The following is a 17,583-nucleotide window of genomic DNA, read 5'->3' as shown; positions in this document are numbered from 1 at the left end:
CCGGTGCGCTGCCTGTGACGAGTGGTCGCCAGGTACACGGGGTCGGTGTCGCGGAGGGTTCAAAGCAACTTCCCTACGAAGTCCGGGAAGTCCAGGGCGAGTTCCCTTCGAACGTTTTCGGCGGGTGGCCCCGTGTAGTCGGTGCAACGGAACCCCGAAGGGTGGACACGATGAGCAACGGCGCGGGCGCGAGGCCCGAGCACAGGCCGGCAACCGTCACGGCACGGACACTCCTGCGCGCCCTGGGGGCGCTGCTGGCAGCCTGTCTCATGGCGATCGGCGCCACCGCCTCCGCGCACGCGGCGCCCCAGGACGATCTGATCAAGGTGTTCGTGGTCCCGGACCCCGCGCAGACGGGCGGGCAGCTCGCCACCCTGCAGTCGATCGCCGTCTCCACACTCGGCGACGCCTCGCGCTCCGGCGAGATCTTCGACCTGAACCGCGGCCAGGCCCAGAAGGACGGCGGCGCGCTGAACGACCCGGCCGACCAGCTGCACCCCGGCTGGATCCTGCGCCTGCCCCAGGACGCCTCGGGCCCCGACGTCCAACTGGCCCGCGACACCGGCGCCCAGAACAGCACTGCCTCTCCCCCGGCCTCGGGGCAAAAGACGGTGAACACCGGCCAGTCGGCGACTTTCACGTTCCCGCTGGCCGCCGCCATCGCCGTCCTCGGTGCCATCCTGCTCGCCCTGATCACCGCGGGCATCGTGGGCCGCCGGAAGGTCCGCAAGGCGTACGCCGCCATGGTCCGCGCGCTCCGCGGGCTGGGCGAGCCGATGCGGCGCAGGCGCCTGCTGATGCAACGCCGGGCGACGGGCCGCCGGTTCGCGACCGACGCGGAGTCGGTACGACGTGCCTACGGCACCCTGGGCGAGTTCGCGCCCACCCGGCAGCAGCCCGAGAAGCCGGTCCACGCCCTGCGCGTCGACGCCACGGGCGTCACGGTGTGGCTCGCCGCCTCCGACTCGGCCGACGCCCCCTGGACCAACGTCGACAGCACCCGCTGGCGCCGCCCCGCCGCAGCCACCGGCTGGCTGACCCGCGGCGACGAGCCCGGCATGACGGCGCAGGCCTCGGTCAACGCCGCATGCCTCGTCCGCGCGGGCACGGACGAGGACGGCGAGCCCGTCTTCGTGGACCTGAGCCGCCTGGACGGCGTCCTCAGCGTGGGCGGCGACCGGACGGTGGCCCGGGACGTCGTACAGAATCTCCTCGCGGAGATCGCCCGCACCCGCCCGAACACCCCGGTGACCGTGCTGCGCGGGGCGGACGGCGACCTGCCGCTCGCCGTGCCGGCCGGGCTGCGGCAGCTGCCGCGGGTGGACGCGCCCGCACCCTCGGCGCCGGTTGCCGGGCGGGGCACGGTGCGCGCCGGAGCCTCGCGGCGGCCGGTGCGGGGCCTGGTCGTGGTGACCGGGACGCCGGGCGAGCGGGAGGCCGCCGAGCTGGCCGCCCTGTGCGGGCCGGGCGGCGCGGGCTGGACCGGGCTGGTCTACGGCGAGGCGGGCGGCGCCCACTGGCGCTGGCGCACCGACGCCGACGGCCATGTCGACATCCCGGTCCTGGACGTACGGCTCACCGTGCCGGCCTGAGTCGCTTGTCGGCCTTGGCGCGCAGGGTGTTGAGGGCGTAGTGGCGGCGGGACTTGACGGTGCCGGCGGGTATCCCGAGGATGCGCGCCGTCTCCTGCGCGGTGCGGCCGAACATGCAGGTGTGCACGAGCACTTCACGGTGCTCGTGGCTCAACTCCCGCAGCAGGTCGGTCGCTTCGACCGAGGTCAGCACGGCGCCCGAGTGGTCGGGCAGCGGCACGTCCCGGTCCTCGGCGCCGATGGTCTCGTGGCGGGCGGCGGCGCTGCGCATGCGGTCGACGACGAGGTTGCGGGTCACGGTGAGGAGCCAGCCCCGTATCGAACCCTCGGTGCTGTAGAGGCGTTCGGCGTGCGGCCAGGCACGGATGAGGGCCTCCTGGACGATGTCCTCCGCCGTGTGACGGTCTTTCAGCAGCTTCTCGGCGTAGGCGAGCAGGGCCTTCGCGTGGTCCGCCATCATGGTGTGCAGCAGCTGGTCCCGGTGCGCGGCCGACGCGGCGGCCACGGCAGTGGTCGTGGTCATGATCCAGTTCCTGAAGGGGTTGCCGTACGCGGCTCCGGCTCCGGTTGGAGCGGAGCGGGGAGCGTAGGCAGGACCCGCTTCCGGAACTCTGACGCTTTACTGACGCCCGGGCGGCTCGGGTTCGGGATCGGGTACGGCGAGGTCCCTCAAGCGGTCGCGGACCTGGGCGGCCTCCGAGTGACCGATCTCCTCGAGGATGCCGACCGCTTCGCGCCAGGCGACCACGGCCCGGCCGTGCTCGCCCCTCGCGCGGTGGGTGTCGCCGATGTGCACCAGGGTGTCGGCCTCCAGGTAGCGGTCGCGGCCCTCCCGGTACCACCGCAGGGCGTGCTCGTAGCATTCGAGCGCCCGCTCGTGCTCGTGCAGGTGGTGATGGGCGTAGCCGAGGCTGTCCCACGCGGAGGCCACGCCGTTGCCGTCCCCCGTGCGCTGGTGGGCCGCCAGCGCACGGCCGCACTCCTTCAGGGCGTCTTCGTACCGGCCCATCAGGATGTACGTCCATCCGACCTCGTTGGCCACGTACGCCTCGCCGCTGTCCCAGCCGGCCGCCCGGTAGAGGGCCCCGGCGTCGGCGTAGTGACCGAGGGCCTCTTCGTGGCGTCCGCGCCGGTTGGCGAGGTAGGCGCAGTGGCGGTGCACCCTGGCCTCGCCGATCCCGTCGCCGATCTCGCCGAAGAGTTCGAGGGCGCGGGCGAGGTGTGCGTCGGCCTCGTCCCACTTGTCGAAGCGGCCGTTGGTGAAGCCGAGCGCCTTGTGCCCGTGTGCCTGGCCCCGGATGTCGCCGAGTCGCTGGGCGGCCCCCAACGCCGTTGTCTGCGCGGCGAGTTGTTCCTGCCAGTGGCCGTTGCGGTCGAGGTACAGGTCGGCGGTCGCGGCCAGCTGCCAGCTGTGCTCGCCGTTGCCGTGCCGGGCGGCCTGCTCGATCGCGGCGAGCACGACGGTCCGGTTCGCCTCCAGCCAGGTGGCCGCGGCCGCCTGGTCGGGCAGGCGCGGGACGGTCACTCCCGGTGCCTGGGGCCGCAGTTGGAGGCGTTCCCTGGTGGGCGCGATGACGGTGTCGGCCGCGTGCACGGTGTGCAGGTAGTGGTCGAGGAGCCGGCGCCTGGCCGCGTCCAGGTCCGCTGTGCCGTCCTCGGCCCGGCCCAGCTCGGTGGCGTAGGCGCGCAGCAGCTCGTGGCAGCCGTAGCGGCCCGGCACGGGCTCGGAGAGCAGGTGGGCACGGACCAACTCCGCGAGCAACGGCCGTACTTGGCCGGTTCGCTGCCCTGCGAGGCTGGCGACGGCGGCGAGCGAGCAGTCGGGGCCGGGGTGCAGGGCGAGCAATCGGAAGACGCGGGCGGCGGCGGGGGTGAGGAGTTGGTACGACCACGAGAACGCGCTGCGTGCGTCCGCGACGGGAGCCTCGCCGGAGAACGCGTCGAGGCTGTCCTCGCTCTCGCGCAGTTCGGCGGCGACGGACGCGAGCGGGAAGGTCGGGTTCACCACCGCGCGGGCGCTGACCACGGCGAGCGCCAGCGGGAGCCGTCCGCACAGGTCGATGATCTCGGTGACGGCGTCGGGTTCGCGTGCGACGCGTTCGTCGCCGAGCCTGCGGGAGAGGAACTCGCGGGCGTCGGCTTGGGTGAGCACGTCCAGCGTCAGGGAGTGCGCGCCCTCGCCGGCGACCAGGCCGTACAGCTGGTTGCGGCTGGTGACGAGGACCAGGCAGCCGGGCGCGCCGGGCAGCAGCGGCCGTACGTGCTCGGTGTCCCGGGCGTTGTCGAGGACGATCAGGACGCGCCGGTCGGCGAGGATGCTGCGGTACAGCGCGGCCTGCGCGTCGAGGCCGGCGGGGATGCGCTGCCCGGGGACGCCGAACGCGTCGAGGAACGACCGGATCGCCTCGGCCGCGCTCATGATCGACCCGGTCGGATGGAAGCCGCGCAGATTGACGTAGAGCTGCCCGTCGGGGAACCGGTCGGCGACACTGTGCGCCCAGTGCACCGCGAGGGTCGTCTTGCCGACGCCGGCCATGCCGCCGATGGCGCTGATGACGACGGTCGACATGGCCTCCCCGAACGGGGGCAACAGCTCCCGGACGCGGGCGAGTTCATCGCGCCTGCCGGTGAACGCGGCGAGATCCACGGGGAGTTGGGCGGGCCGCACGGTGGCGACGGCCGTCGGCTGGAGCTCCTCCTCGCCCGCGTCCTCGCCGGAACCGGTCGGCACGGAGGCCCGCAGAGTCTGGGTACGGCCGAGAACCCGCTGCTGGGCCGCCTGGAGTTCGGGGCCGGGCTGTACGCCCAGCTCGTCGGCGAGCCGGGTCCGAACGGTCCGATGGACGTCCAGGGCCTCGGCCTGATGTCCGGTGGCCGCGAGCACCAGGATGAGCCTGGCCTGCAACCCTTCGTCCAACGGGTGTTGTGCCGCGGCCTGCCGCAGCGTCACCAACACCCGTGCGCCGAGCCCTCCTCCGGCCTCCAGTGCCAGCTCCGCCGCCTCCTTCACGGCGGCCAGATGCTCGCCGTCCAGGGCGGTGAAGGCCGGATACGACCGCACCTCGGGCGCGATCCCGGAGGCCACGGGACCGCGCCACAGCGCCAGCGCCTCGATCAACAGCTCGGTGGCGGCGCCCGGTTCACCCTCCTGCGCCGCCTTGGCCGCCCGCTGCCGCAGCTCGCGGAAGCGCAGCAGGTCAAGGGATTCGGGGTCCGCGTCGAGGCGGTAGCCGCCCGAGCCGCGCACCAGCCACCGTGACTCTCCCCTGGCGGGCAACTCGGGTTCCAGCAGCCTGCGCAGGGCGCCGATGTGCCGCTGGACGACGTTGACGGCGGTGTCCGGCGGGTCCTGGCCCCACAGCGCGTCGACGATCTCGTGCACGGCGACCGGATGCCCCGCCTCGGTCAACAGCAGCGCGAGCAGGGCACGTTGCTTGGGTGGCCCGAGCACCAGCTCCGTGTCGCCGCGCCAGGCCCGGACGGGTCCGAGCACGGCGAATCGAGTACGCACCGAATCCCCTGTACCGACTGTGACGACGTGAACGACCGGACGAGCATAGAGTCCGGGCGGGCCGGGCGAGGCATGGTTGCGTGGCGCCGGAGCGTCGCACGCGCCGAACCGGCCAACGTCAGCCGTGGTCCGCGCAGCAGGGCGTGGGATTGGGGACCTCGAACGGTGCGAGGGTCTCCCCCACCGCAGGGACCAGGGCAAGAGTCAGCCGACCCGCACGCCATTCGGGGCGAACGTGGTCGCGTGTGAGCACCGGCGTCTCGTGGTCGGGTACCGACGAGCGTCCGACCACGACGACCTCGTCGACGGCGGTCAGGCCGAGCACTTCACTCAAAGCGACCGTGCCGGTGAGGTGTTCGACTCCCGGATAGATCACCGCCCTGCCCCCATGACGCCCGACATGCTCCTCCGCCGCCACGCGAGCACCCCCGACGCGCCCGTGTCGACGGTCCTCCAGGACCGCACCCAGTTCCGGCTCACCGAGGGCCACCAGCCGCGGCCACGCCCTCTCGGCCGCCGCCCTGTCGGGAAGGGCGAAGGACACGGCCGTACCCCGCCGTTCGCCCTCGCGGATCAGATGCGTGCAGGCGAACGTGCCTGCGGGGAGCCCGAGTTCGTCCGCCAGCCGGTGGACGAGATGGTCCGCCTCCCGCAGGCTCACCGTCCCGGCGTCCACCCCGATGACGGAGCGGACGCCGGGCAGGAACTCCGGTGCGGTCATGCCGGCAGGACCCACATCGGGTTGGAGTAGAACCACAGGTCCTTCCACGGGTCGGCGTCGCCGAGCACGTCCATGGCCGGGCCCGCCGGGTCGATCGCGGGACCGTTGATGCCGACGGCGCCGCGGTTGCCGTCGGTGCCGCGCAGCCGTACGTACACCGGCTTGTCGACGCGCCCCAGGGAGTACGTCAGACGCACCGAACCGGTCGCCTTGTTCACCTCGAAGGACTTGACCACCTTGGTGCTCGGCGTGGCGAAGACGTCCTTGTCGGAGACCGGGCCGGTGACATCACCCTGGACGACGTCCACGCGCGCCAACGCCGGCACGAACTGCGCCCAGTTGGGGCCGTTGGCCAGGCTGATCTCGATCACCAGGTCGACCTGGCTGCCGCGCTTCACGTGCAGCACCCCGCCGAGGGTGACGGCACGGCCGCCGCCCCGCAGCCGGGCGTCGAGGCCGCTGATGAGCCCGCCGTGGTCGACCCAGACACGGCCGGCCCGGATGCCGTCCATGACCGACTGGTACGAGAAGGACGCGGCGCCGACGTGGGTGCGGGAGTACTGGCCGGGCCAGAAGTCGGTGTCGGTGAGGTTGAGGCCACCGCCGTAAACCGGGTCGTTGTAGCGGCCGTTGGCGTTGAAGTCGCTGTTCGGGCCGCGTACGGCGGTGTCGGCGTAGACGTTGTGGGAGTCGGAGTTGGCGGTGATCCACCAGGGCTTGCCCTCGGCGAGGAGGCTGTCCCACAGGCCTCCGACGGTGGCGGTCATCCAGTCGAAGCCGCCCCAGGTGCGGTAGCTCTCCAGCGGGTAGCCGGTGAAGGAGTCGGCGCTGGGGCTGTTGTCGTAGATGCCGCGCGCCCCGCCGGGGCCGTTCGGCTTGGGCAAGCCGCCGGCCTGGTGACCGGGGGCGCCCTCCATGCCGACCGCGATGGTGGGCTGGGCGTCACGCCAGCCGCGGATCTCGTGCGGGGAGTCGATGCCCTTGCGGGCCGGGTGGTTGGCGAGGAACAGGGCGTCCTTGACCTTGCGGCGGCGTACCGCGTCGGCGAGGAAGTTGACGCCCGCGATGGCCAGCGCCTCGTTGGCCGGGGTGCTCGCCGAGGCGCCCTTGACCGAGCCGTCGAAGGAGTTCTCGAACTCCTTGAGCACCGCGACCTCGTTCTTGCCCGGGTGCACGAAGACGGTGCCGTGCTCGGCGGCCGGGATGTTCCACTCCAGGCCCTGGAAGACGAGGGTGTCGTCGATCCGGTCGCGCGCGGCGACGATATCCGGGTTGACCTTCTCCACACCGATCTTGGCGTGGGTCTCGCTGCCGTGGTCGGTGATGACCATCCAGTCCAGGCCGTGCGCGTTGGCCTGCCGGACGTGGTCGATCACCCGGTACTTGGCGTCGGAGCTGTACTGGGTGTGGATGTGGTGGTCGCCGGCGAGCCACAGGTAGCCGCCGGTGCGGGAGCCGCCGTGCGTGGCGGGCATGTCGACGGTCGACGCGGCTGCCTCCCCCGCGCCGGCCAGCACGCTGCCCGCGGCGAGCCCGGCCCCGAGCAGCCCGGTGCGCCGCAGCATCGAGCGCCGCGACAGCTGACTGGGCGTCAACTCCTCGTCCGGTACGGACATGTCGAGGGCCGGCGGCAGGGAGCCAGTGCCGGTCTCGTGATCGTGGTGGTGATGTCCATGGCCGTGTCTGTGACCGCTGTGGCCCATGTCAGCTCCTGCTGCAGCAACGGAGTATGCGTCGGACGGGGCCGAGGCTGATCACCCCCGATGAACTGCGCGCGATGCCACAGCGGCGGAACAAAGAACTCCGGAAGTAAAGCAGGAGCAAAGACCAGCCCCTCGTTCTCCTCCTTGCCGAGCCACCACCACAGGGGCCCACTGTGCCTCAGCCGCGCCGCGGCACCCCCGTCATGAGAATGTCCAGCCCCCGCCGCGTCGTCGCCAGCACCACCCGGTCGCCCGCCCGCAGCACCCGCTCCTGCCCCGGCCGCCAGTCGAACTCCGTCCGGTCGACCCCGAGACCGGTGAGGGAGTCCCCGCCCGACGCCGGAAGTGGCCCCGTGGCGGCCCCGACCGCCAGCACCCGCCACTCGTTCTCCCGGAACGCCTCCCGCACGGAACGCCCCTCCAGCTCGGCATGCCCGGCGACGTCCACGCAGGTGAACAGCAGCGAGCCCCGCTCCACCGGCATCACCCCCAGCACATGCCGGCCCATCATCGCCGCGGCGAACGATGGCGCGGCCAGCGCGGAAACGCTCCTGCTCCGGGTCAGGGCGTCGGGGTAGGAGGCGCGCAGGGTGCGCTGGACGGTGGCGGCGAAGTCGTCGTCGTACAAGCGCGTCACGACCCGGACGGCGGGGTTGGTCTCCCGGACGGCCATGACGATGTCGAGGTTCTGGCCGTCGTCGCGGGTGAGGACGAGCAGTGAGCGGCTGTGCCGGACGCGGGCGAGTTCGAGCACGTCCGGGGCCGTGGCGTCGTCCAGGATCAGCGGGATGCCGAGCTGCCGGGCGAGGGCGACGCCACGGGCCCGCGGGTCGCGCTCGATGGCGACCACCTGGTGGTCGGTGGCGCGCAGCCGGGCCAGTACACGGGTGCCGACCATGCCGAGGCCGACCAGCACGATGTGTCCGCTGACGTCGTCGTCGGGCGGATGGTTCGCGGAGGCGGTGCGGAAGGCCTCGGTGGCGTTCATGGTCGCGGCGACGACCAGCGGCAGTACCGCCAACCCGACGAATCCGGCGAGCAGTTGGAGGACGCGCCGGGCGGGCGACTCCTCGGTGGCCGGGTCGCCCATGGTGAAGATGTCCAGGAGCGGCAGGTAGATGTTCTTCCACCACGGGTGCTCGTCGGCGAAGAGCGCGGTGGCGGTGGAGAGTCCGACGACGACCGCGGCCAAGGCCCCGTAGACGGCGGCGAGTTGGTGGGACAGGAAGACCTTCCACGGCAGATGCGCGAGCCGTCTCCGCAGCCAGCTGCGCAGATGGGGCCGCCGCGCCCCCACGGCCTGTTCGAAGGCGTGCGTGACCTCCTCCAGCATCAACCGGCCGTGTGTGAACTGCCGTTGGTGGGCGGTCCGGTCGTCGGGCAGCAGCTGCGTCCCGTCCTCCCCCGGCGTCTCCGCGCTGTCCTGGCTCGCCGGGTCGTCCTGATGCGCACCGGACAGCACGGCCAGCGTCGCCAGATCGGTGCCCTGCGGCGCGGTCCGCGCGGGCCGTACGACCCCGCGGAACACCTTGCCCTCGACCTGAAGGGTGTGGCCGTGCCCCACCGCGGCGGCCGCGACGAGTTCCGGTACGGCGGTGTCGGCGTCGGAGAGCACGGTGGTGGACGTGTCCTGCACCGGGGCGTCGCACAGTCCCGCCGCCCGGTCCAGCAGCCGCTCCAGATGCCGCCCGCGTTCGCGGTTGAACATCCGGACCACCAGCCGCACCGAGGGGTTGACGGTCCGCGCGAGCAGGGCCGCGGTCATGTTGACCTGGTCGTCGCGGTAGGTGAGGGCGAGCGCGGCGGCCCGCTCGACGCCCGCCGCGCGCAGGGTCCGCTCGTCGGGCCGCGCGGAGAGGTGCAGTTCGACCGGCGAGCCCGGGTCCCGGTGCAGTGCGGCGATCTCCGCCCCGTGCTCGTCGCTCGCGGACGGCAGCACGACGGTGACGATCTCGCCGCACACCCCGTCCAGCTCGACGGCCAGCCGGTGCGCGAGTCCGTCGTCGCCGCAGATCACCATGTGCTGGGCGCGCTGGGCGGGTTCCGTGCGTATGGGCAGAGTTGACGTCACATCAGGCTGAACGGCCAGGCCCGCGAGGGCTGTTCCGGCCGTGTACCTGACAGCACCCAAGTTTGCGTCAAGGGAACACCAAGACCATCCCGCCGTACCCCCGCCCTCATGACGCAGGGTGTCCGCCCCGGCCCGACGACGAGCCTCCCCTCGTACGGCGCAATCGTGATGTAACACCCGAGAAGCTCCCATTCCCTCGGCGCACGCCGCTGACCGGCCAGTCTTAACGGAAGCTTGACGCCCTCGACGCCCTCAGCCGTGGGCCCTCGCGTCACTCTCCGCTTACGCTGGTGCCGCCGTCCGCGTGATGGCCGGAACCCACACGCTGAGCCGCACATCAGGAGCACGCCGATGGCCACCACCGAGCACCCCCCACCCAGTCGCCTGCGCGCCTGGATGCTGGAAGGTCTCTCCGACATGGGCAAGGGGACCGCCCAGGCGGAGCCGCCGGCCGAGTCGGAGCCGGTCCACAAGGGGCAGCGCTGGTACCGGGTGATGTGCCTGACCGGTGTCGACTACTTCTCCACCCTCGGCTACCAGCCGGGCATCGCCGCCCTGGCGGCCGGTCTCCTGTCACCCATCGCGACGATCGTGCTGGTGATCGTGACGCTGGCGGGCGCCCTGCCCGTCTACCGGCGGGTGGCCGAGGAGAGCCCGCACGGCGAGGGCTCGATCGCCATGCTGGAACGCCTGCTGTCGTTCTGGAAGGGCAAGCTCTTCGTCCTCGCCCTGCTCGGCTTCGCCGCCACGGACTTCCTGATCACCATCACCCTGTCGGCGGCCGACGCGGCCACGCACATGGTCGAGAACCCGCACCTGACCAGCGTCCTGCACGGCAAGGAGATGCTGATCACCCTGGTCCTCGTCGCCCTGCTCGGCGCGGTCTTCCTCAAGGGCTTCCTGGAGGCGATCGGCGTCGCGGTGGCCCTGGTGGTGGCCTACCTCGGCCTCAACGCCGTCGTCGTGGTCGTCGGCATGTGGCACGTGATCACCGCCGGGCACGTCGTCACCGACTGGACCAGCGCCCTGACGGCCGAGCACGGCAACGTCTTCGCCATGATCGGCGTGTCCCTGCTGGTCTTCCCCAAGCTCGCGCTCGGCCTCTCCGGCTTCGAGACCGGCGTGGCCGTCATGCCGCACGTCCAGGGCGACCCCGGTGACACCGAGGAGAACCCCCAGGGCCGGATCCGCGACACCAAGAAGCTCCTGACGGCCGCCGCCCTGATCATGAGCGTGTTCCTGATCGTCACGAGCTTCATCACCACCGTGCTGATCCCGGAGAAGGAGTTCAAGTCGGGCGGCGAGGCGAACGGCCGCGCCCTCGCCTACCTGGCCCACGAATACCTGGGCAACGCCTTCGGCACGGTCTACGACGTCTCCACCATCGCCATCCTCTGGTTCGCGGGCGCCTCCGCGATGGCCGGCCTGCTCAACCTGATGCCGCGCTACCTGCCCCGCTACGGCATGGCCCCGCACTGGGCCCGCGCCGTCCGCCCGATGGTGATCGTCTTCACGCTGATCGCCTTCCTGGTCACCTGGATCTTCGACGCCGACGTCGACGCCCAGGGCGGCGCCTACGCCACCGGCGTCCTGGTCCTCATGTCCTCCGCCGCGATCGCGGTCACCATCGCCGCCCGCCGGGCCCGGCAGAAGGGCTGGACCATCGGCTTCGCGGCGGTCTCGGCGGTCCTGCTGTACGTCACCGTCGCGAACGTCGTCGAACGCCCCGACGGCGTCAAGATCGGCGCCTGCTTCATCGCCGGCATCATCCTGGTCTCGCTCCTGTCCCGGCTGGCCCGAGCCTTCGAGCTCCGCGTGACCAGCGTGACGCTGGACCCGATGGCGGAACGTTTCATCCGGGACATGTCCAGCCGGAAGATACGGTTCATCGCCAACGAGCCCGACCAGCGCGACAAGGCCGAGTACCGCGACAAGATCGAGCAGATCCGCGCCGACAACGACATCCCGGGCGAGGACTTCGTCTTCGTCGAGGTCACGGTCACCGACCCGTCCGAGTTCGAGGCCGGCCTGAGGGTGAGCGGCGAGGTCCTGCACAACCGCTACCGCGTCCTGACCCTGGAGTCCTCCTCCATCCCGAACGCCCTGGCCGCCCTGCTCCTGCACGCCCGCGACACCACCGGCTGCACCCCGCACATCTACTTCGAGTGGACCGAGGGCAGCCCGTTCGCCAACTTCCTGCGCTTCTTCCTCTTCGGCCAGGGCGAGGTCGCCCCGGTCACCCGCGAGGTCCTGCGCGAGGCGGAGCCGGACCGGGCACGCCGACCGCGGGTGCACACCGGCTGAACCCCGGGCGCCTGCCGGGTTACGGAACCCGGGAGACGTAAGGAACGCGTCAGAATCCGCTCTCTCCGCGTCAGAAGAGCGTCAGCGGCGGGCCCGCCCACCCGTGCGCCGACCTACCGTCGCCTCATGCGAAGGAGCACACCGCCGACCCCGGCAGGCGACCGCCACTGGCGCGGCAGCGCCCGGCTCGCCGCGTGCTGCGCCCTGGCCTTCTTCACCATGACGCTGCTGGTCGACTGGGACGCGCGGACGCTCACCCCGGCCCGCGCCCTGCTCTGGCTCGCCCTCTCGGCGGCCGTCTTCGCCGTCCTGCTCCCGCCCCGCGTGACCGCGGGCCCGGGCTGGCTCGCGGTCAGCGGCCCGGTCCACCGCCGCACGGTCCGCACGGACGCCCTGGTCTCGGTACGGCAGTACGAGGGCGCCTCCTCCCACCTCGCCCTGCGCGACACCGACGGCCACAACCTGGAACTCGACCCGCGTGTCCTGGTCGCCGACCCGCTGCTCTGGCACGAGCTGGACACGGGCGTCCGCCGCTCCCTGGAGCGCGGCACCCTCTGCCAGGGCACGGAGGTGCTGCGCCGCCTCGGCCACCGCATCGACGACGAGACCGCACTGGCGGTCCTCAGGGCTTCGGGGCTCTCCTGAACAACCCGCGCCGCAGCGGACGTACCACCACCTGCCCGAAGTTCATACGGCCGTGGATCTCGACGCGCAGTTCCACGGGCACCCCCGCCCCGCTCGCCGAGCGGTTCTTGACGCCCCCGTACTCGATCACGAGCGAGTCGGTGTCCACCACGACGCCCGGCCGGGTCAGCAGCTTCAACGCGCCGCCGCGCAGGGCAAGTTCGATGTGCAGGGTGTCGTACGTGATCACCGCGTCCGTGAGGTCGAGGGTCACCTCGCCCCACTCCGAGTCGATCTCCAGCCGCCGTGGCACGGCCCAGCCGTCACCGCGCCGGGCGGAGGCACCGCGCTGCTTGATGCGCTCGACGTCCTTGCCCCCTGCCTCCGCGGCCGGGGCCGGCAAGTCGGCCGTCAGGACGGCGAGTTCGCCCAGCGTGCGGGCGGTCAGGGCCGCTTCCAGCCGCTCGTCGAGCTCCTCCGCGGTGAGCCGGCCGTCCCCGGCGGCGACGCGCAGGACGTCCACGACCCGGTCCCGGTCCGCGTGCGAGGCCCGCAGTTCGAGCGCTGCTTCTCCGGTGTGTGCCGACCGACCCGACATGACCTCACTCCCATCCCCCGACGACGGTCTCGACTGACGATATATCGCGTTACACCTTCGGCTCAACCCCACGTCCGCCGAAGCCCGTTCACGGCCCTATCGTGACCGCATGCAGAGCTACACAATCGGCCAGGCAGCACGGCTGCTCGGCGTCAGCCCCGACACCGCACGCCGCTGGGCGGACGCCGGCCGGGTGGCGACCCATCGCGACGACAGCGGGCGGCGGCTCATCGACGGGCGGGCCCTGGCCGCGTTCTCCGTAGAACTCGCCAAGGCCGGCACCGCCGAGGAGGAGACCTCCTACACCTCGGTGCGCAACGCCTTCCCGGGCATCGTGACCGCGATCAAACTCGGCGACGTGGCCGCCCAGGTGGAGATCCAGGCCGGCCCGCACCGCCTGGTCTCGCTGCTGACCCGGGAGGCCGTCGAGGAACTGGGCCTGGAGGTCGGCATGGAGGCCACGGCCCGCGTGAAGTCGACGAACGTACACATCGACCGCGTCTGACCCACCGGGCACATTCGACCCACCCGCCACTCCCTTCCCGTACGAACGCACATGCACACCCCATCCACCCATTGCTCCAGCTCATGCGATGCGACAGGAGACTTACACCTCGCATTTGCGCCAGTATGATCGGCGCACAGGAGAGGCCCGACGGGCTCCTCCGCGAAGCGACTTAGGGAGTGGACCCGTGATGACCCGTTCCGCGCGCCGGACCCGCCGGACTCTGCAGGTGGCCGGCGCAGGAGCCGCCGCGCTGCTGGCCCTGACCGCCTGTTCCTCCTCCGACTCGGACTCGGACTCCACCAAGTCCGACACTTCGGCCGCGGCCTCCTCGTCGCCGAAGCTGTCCGGCACCGTGACCGTCTTCGCGGCGGCCTCGCTGCAGGAGAGCTTCACGACGCTCGGCAAGGAGTTCGAGAAGGAGCACCCGGGCACGAAGGTCACCTTCAGCTTCGGCGGCAGCGACTCGCTCGCCGCGGGCATCACGGGCGGCGCCCCGGCCGACGTCTTCGCCGCGGCCAGCCCGAAGACGATGGCGATCGTGACGGACAAGGGCGACGCGGTCGGCACGCCGGCCACCTTCGTCCGCAACCAGCTGGAGATCGCCACCCTGCCGGGCAACCCGGACAAGGTCGCCTCCCTGAAGGACCTCACCAAGTCCTCCCTGAAGGTCGTGCTGTGCGACAAGACGGTGCCGTGCGGCGCCGCGGCGCAGAAGGCGCTCGACGCGAGCAGCCTGAAGCTCACGCCGGTCTCGTACGAGGAGGACGTCAAGTCCGCCCTCAACAAGGTGGTGCTGAAGGAGGCGGACGCGGCGGTCGTCTACCAGACCGACGTGAAGGCGGCGGGCAGCAAGGTCGAGGGCGTGGAGTTCCCCGAGTCCGCGAAGGCCATCAACGACTACCCGATCGCCCTCCTGAAGAACGCCAAGAACCCCACCGCGGCCAAGGCGTTCATCCAGCTCGTGCAGTCCGCGGAGGGTCAGAAGGTCCTGAACGAGGCCGGGTTCCTCAAGCCGTGACCCCCACCGACAAGTCCGACGCCGCGGCCGACACCCTGGAGGGTGGCCCGCGGCGCGGACGTGTCCGCAACACCCGCCGAGGACCGGCCACCGCCCAGGCGACTCGCCGCGGAATCGCCGTCCCCCTCCCCCTCCTCCTCCCGGCCCTCCTGGGCCTGGCCTTCCTCCTCCTCCCCCTGGTCGCACTGCTCGTCCGGGCCCCGTGGAGCACGATGCCGGACCAGTTGACCAGCGCGGAGGTCTGGCAGGCCCTGCGCCTGTCGCTGTTCTGCGCCACGGCGGCGACGGCGGCGAGTCTGGTCATCGGCGTCCCGTTGGCCTGGGTGCTGGCCCGCACGGACTTCCCAGGCCGAGGTTTCGTACGGGCCCTGGTCACCCTGCCCCTCGTCCTGCCCCCCGTGGTGGGCGGCGTGGCCCTCCTCCTCGCCCTGGGCCGCAACGGCGTGGTCGGCCAGTGGCTCGACTCCTGGTTCGGCATCACCCTCCCCTTCACGACCACCGGAGTCGTGGTCGCGGAGACCTTCGTGGCGATGCCGTTCCTGGTCATCAGCGTGGAGGGCACACTGCGCGCGGCCGACCCGCGCTACGAGGAGGCGGCGACGACCCTGGGCGCGTCCCGCTTCACGGCCTTCCGCCGGGTGACCCTCCCCTTGATCGCCCCTGGCATCGCAGCGGGCGCGGTCCTGGCCTGGGCGCGGGCACTGGGTGAGTTCGGCGCGACGATCACTTTCGCGGGCAACTTCCCGGGCCGCACCCAGACGATGCCCCTGGCGGTGTACCTGGCCCTCCAGAACAACCCAGAGGCAGCCATAGCCCTGAGCCTGGTCCTCCTGGCAGTCTCGATCACAGTCCTGGCAGCCCTACGAGACCGCTGGATGACGGCATCATGAAGCACACGCTAGGGCTCTACACCACCCCGACGCGACCCACCGAGCCGCTGGCCGACAGCACGGCAACGACCCCCGGGCTCAGGGACATCCTCTCGAACTCCCCCTGGACGACGCCCCGATGACGAACAAGCACCCGGCACCCACCGACGCCACCCAGCCCACACCCCCCGACGGCAGCCACCCCCCGCAGGACGCACCCGCCCCTGCCGACGCCCCTCACCCCTCGCAGCCCCAGCCCACACCCACCGACGGCTCTCGCCCGACGCAGGACCCACCCGCACCCGCCGACGCCGCTCACACCCCGCAGACCCAACCCGCACCCGCCAACGGCTCTCGCCCGACGCAGGACCCACCCGCACCCGCCAACGCCGCTCAACCCCCACAGCCCCAACCCGCACCCGCCAACGGCGCTCACCCCCCACAGGGGCCACCCGCACCCGACAACGAAAGCCGCACGGGCGGTGCGGGTGGGAACACAATCCCGGCCGAAGGCCGGGCCCCCACCACGCACCCGCACCCCCACACCACCCCCGCCCTCGACGCCCACCTCGTCATCACCCGCCCCACCTTCACCCTCGACATCACCCTCACCGCCGCCCCCGGCGACGTACTCGCCCTCCTAGGCCCCAACGGCGCAGGCAAAACCACCGCCCTGAGAGCCCTCGCCGGCCTCACCCCCCTCACCACAGGCCACCTCCACCTCGACGGCACCCCCCTCCACCACACACACCCCGAATCCCGCCCGGTAGGCGTCGTCTTCCAGGACTACCTCCTCTTCCCCCACCTCACGGCCCTCGACAACGTCGCCTTCGGCCCCCGCTGCCAGGGCGCGACAAGATCCGAATCCCGAGCCGAAGCCGCGGCCTGGCTGGCCCGCATGGACCTCACCGCCCACGCCGCAGCCAAACCCCGCCACCTCTCCGGCGGCCAGGCCCAACGCGTAGCCCTCGCCCGAGCCCTGGCCACCAACCCCCGCCTGCTCCTCCTAGACGAACCCCTCGCCGCCCTGGACGCCCGCACCCGCCTGGACGTAAGGGCCCAACTCCGCCGCCACCTGGCCGAGTTCGAGGCGGTCGCGATCCTCGTCACCCACGACCCCCTGGACGCCATGGTCCTGGCAGACCGCCTGGTCGTCATCGAACACGGCCGCGTGGTCCAGGAGGGCACCCCGTCCGACATCGCCCGCCACCCTCGTACCGACTACATCGCCCAACTGGTCGGCCTCAACCTCTACAAGGGCACGGCGGACGGCCACACGGTCCACCTGGACGCGGGCCCGGCCATCACGACCACGGAACTCCTCACCGGCCAGGTGTTCGTCGCGTTCCCACCCAGCGCCGTAACCCTCCACCGCGACCCACCCACCGGCACCAGCGCCCGCAACCACTGGCGCTGCGAGGTGGCCGGCCTGGAAACCCACGGCGACCAGATCCGCGCCGACCTCACCGGCGAACTCCCCCTCGCCGCCGACCTCACCACGGTCGCCGCGGCCGAACTCGACCTGCACCCGGGTGCGTCGATCTGGGCGACGGTGAAGGCGACGCAGACCCACGCGTACCCGGCGTAAATCCCCCAAAGCACTACCGTGATGCCCATGACCCTGAGCATCCGCAACCAACTCCCCGGCACCGTCACCACCATCACCCCCGGCGAGGCGATGGCGACCGTCGGCGTCCGTCTCTCCGGCGGCCAGACCCTCACCGCGGCGATCACCCGCGAGGCCGTGACCGACCTGGCCCTCGCCCCGGGCTCCGCGGTCCGCGCCCTGGTTAAGGCGACGGAGGTCTCCCTCGCCACCGGCCCGGTCGAGGGCCTCTCCATCCGCAACCGGCTCCCCGGCACGATCACCGCCATCGCGTCCGGCGGCGCCATGGCCTCGGTCAAGGTCGCCGTGGAGGGCGGCGAACTGACCTCCGCGATCACGAACGAGGCGGCCCGCGACCTGGCCCTCGCGAAGGGCACCCAGGTAGTCGCCCTGATCAAGTCGACCGAGGTCTCCCTGGCCACCGCCTGAAAACACCAGGGCCCCGCCGAAGCGGGGCC

At 72.0% G+C, this 17,583-nt stretch carries 15 protein-coding genes; 9 read left to right on the top strand and 6 right to left on the bottom strand.

What is annotated here, in order from left to right; genetic code table 11:
* Positions 1–170: 170 nt before the first annotated feature.
* A complete protein-coding gene (locus ABZ848_RS10875; protein ID WP_360828717.1) occupies positions 171–1,592 on the top strand; it encodes a hypothetical protein in 1,422 nt (473 codons plus the stop codon).
* Here ABZ848_RS10875 and ABZ848_RS10870 read toward each other — a convergent pair.
* The 5 genes from ABZ848_RS10870 to ABZ848_RS10850 form a co-directional block, all read right to left on the bottom strand.
* On the bottom strand, positions 1,576–2,115 hold the full coding sequence (locus ABZ848_RS10870; protein ID WP_360828714.1) for a sigma-70 family RNA polymerase sigma factor: 540 nt from the start codon (positions 2,113–2,115) through the stop codon (positions 1,576–1,578). The genes ABZ848_RS10875 and ABZ848_RS10870 overlap by 17 nt on opposite strands.
* Positions 2,116–2,211: 96 nt before the next feature.
* Positions 2,212–5,103 carry a BTAD domain-containing putative transcriptional regulator gene (locus tag ABZ848_RS10865; RefSeq protein WP_360828711.1) on the bottom strand — a complete coding sequence of 964 codons (2,892 nt, stop codon included), beginning with the start codon at positions 5,101–5,103 and terminating at the stop codon, positions 2,212–2,214.
* Between the two features lie 118 nt (positions 5,104–5,221).
* On the bottom strand, positions 5,222–5,824 hold the full coding sequence (locus tag ABZ848_RS10860) for a hypothetical protein (protein ID WP_360828708.1): 603 nt from the start codon (positions 5,822–5,824) through the stop codon (positions 5,222–5,224).
* Positions 5,821–7,527, bottom strand: coding sequence for a PHP domain-containing protein (locus ABZ848_RS10855; RefSeq protein WP_360828705.1), 1,707 nt, complete (start codon positions 7,525–7,527; stop codon positions 5,821–5,823). The genes ABZ848_RS10860 and ABZ848_RS10855 overlap by 4 nt, the downstream gene beginning before the upstream one ends.
* 178 nt (positions 7,528–7,705) lie before the next feature.
* A complete protein-coding gene (locus ABZ848_RS10850) occupies positions 7,706–9,598 on the bottom strand; it encodes an NAD-binding protein (RefSeq protein WP_360828702.1) in 1,893 nt (630 codons plus the stop codon).
* A gap of 351 nt (positions 9,599–9,949) precedes the next feature.
* Here ABZ848_RS10850 and ABZ848_RS10845 point away from each other — a divergent pair, with 351 nt between their 5' ends.
* Both ABZ848_RS10845 and ABZ848_RS10840 read left to right on the top strand, forming a co-directional pair.
* Positions 9,950–11,902, top strand: a complete 1,953-nt coding sequence (locus tag ABZ848_RS10845; protein WP_360828699.1) for an amino acid transporter — start codon at positions 9,950–9,952, stop codon at positions 11,900–11,902.
* Between the two features lie 126 nt (positions 11,903–12,028).
* Positions 12,029–12,547, top strand: a complete 519-nt coding sequence (locus ABZ848_RS10840) for a hypothetical protein (RefSeq protein WP_360828696.1) — start codon at positions 12,029–12,031, stop codon at positions 12,545–12,547.
* On the opposite strand, the gene ABZ848_RS10835 is transcribed toward ABZ848_RS10840, so the two are convergent.
* Positions 12,525–13,124, bottom strand: coding sequence for a DUF1707 domain-containing protein (locus ABZ848_RS10835; protein WP_360828693.1), 600 nt, complete (start codon positions 13,122–13,124; stop codon positions 12,525–12,527). The two genes, ABZ848_RS10840 and ABZ848_RS10835, sit on opposite strands and share 23 nt — an antisense overlap.
* Positions 13,125–13,233: 109 nt before the next feature.
* Here ABZ848_RS10835 and ABZ848_RS10830 point away from each other — a divergent pair, with 109 nt between their 5' ends.
* The 6 genes from ABZ848_RS10830 to ABZ848_RS10805 all read left to right on the top strand — a co-directional run bounded on the left by ABZ848_RS10830 (position 13,234) and on the right by ABZ848_RS10805 (position 17,554).
* A complete protein-coding gene (locus tag ABZ848_RS10830; RefSeq protein WP_360828690.1) occupies positions 13,234–13,629 on the top strand; it encodes a helix-turn-helix transcriptional regulator in 396 nt (131 codons plus the stop codon).
* Positions 13,630–13,819: 190 nt separating this feature from the next.
* Positions 13,820–14,650 (top strand): molybdate ABC transporter substrate-binding protein, encoded by an 831-nt coding sequence (gene modA / locus ABZ848_RS10825; protein WP_360828687.1) that lies wholly within the window; start codon positions 13,820–13,822, stop codon positions 14,648–14,650.
* The gene (modB, locus tag ABZ848_RS10820; RefSeq protein ID WP_360828684.1) at positions 14,647–15,540 is read left to right on the top strand and encodes a molybdate ABC transporter permease subunit; all 894 of its coding nucleotides are present in this window, start codon (positions 14,647–14,649) and stop codon (positions 15,538–15,540) included. The genes modA and modB overlap by 4 nt, the downstream gene beginning before the upstream one ends.
* Positions 15,537–15,662 carry a hypothetical protein gene (locus tag ABZ848_RS10815; RefSeq protein WP_360828681.1) on the top strand — a complete coding sequence of 42 codons (126 nt, stop codon included), beginning with the start codon at positions 15,537–15,539 and terminating at the stop codon, positions 15,660–15,662. Before modB ends, ABZ848_RS10815 begins: the two co-directional genes overlap by 4 nt.
* Positions 15,663–16,018: 356 nt before the next feature.
* Positions 16,019–17,107: an ABC transporter ATP-binding protein gene (locus ABZ848_RS10810; protein ID WP_360829815.1), complete on the top strand. Its 1,089-nt coding sequence runs from the start codon at positions 16,019–16,021 to the stop codon at positions 17,105–17,107.
* Between the two features lie 27 nt (positions 17,108–17,134).
* Positions 17,135–17,554 (top strand): TOBE domain-containing protein, encoded by a 420-nt coding sequence (locus tag ABZ848_RS10805; protein ID WP_360828678.1) that lies wholly within the window; start codon positions 17,135–17,137, stop codon positions 17,552–17,554.
* Positions 17,555–17,583 lie beyond the last annotated feature (29 nt).

Source organism: Streptomyces sp. NPDC047081, assembly GCF_040643775.1.
Classification (GTDB): Bacteria; Actinomycetota; Actinomycetes; order Streptomycetales; family Streptomycetaceae; genus Streptomyces.
Note: the sequence above shows the minus strand (reverse complement) of the source record. Positions and strands in the feature narration are given on the sequence as shown.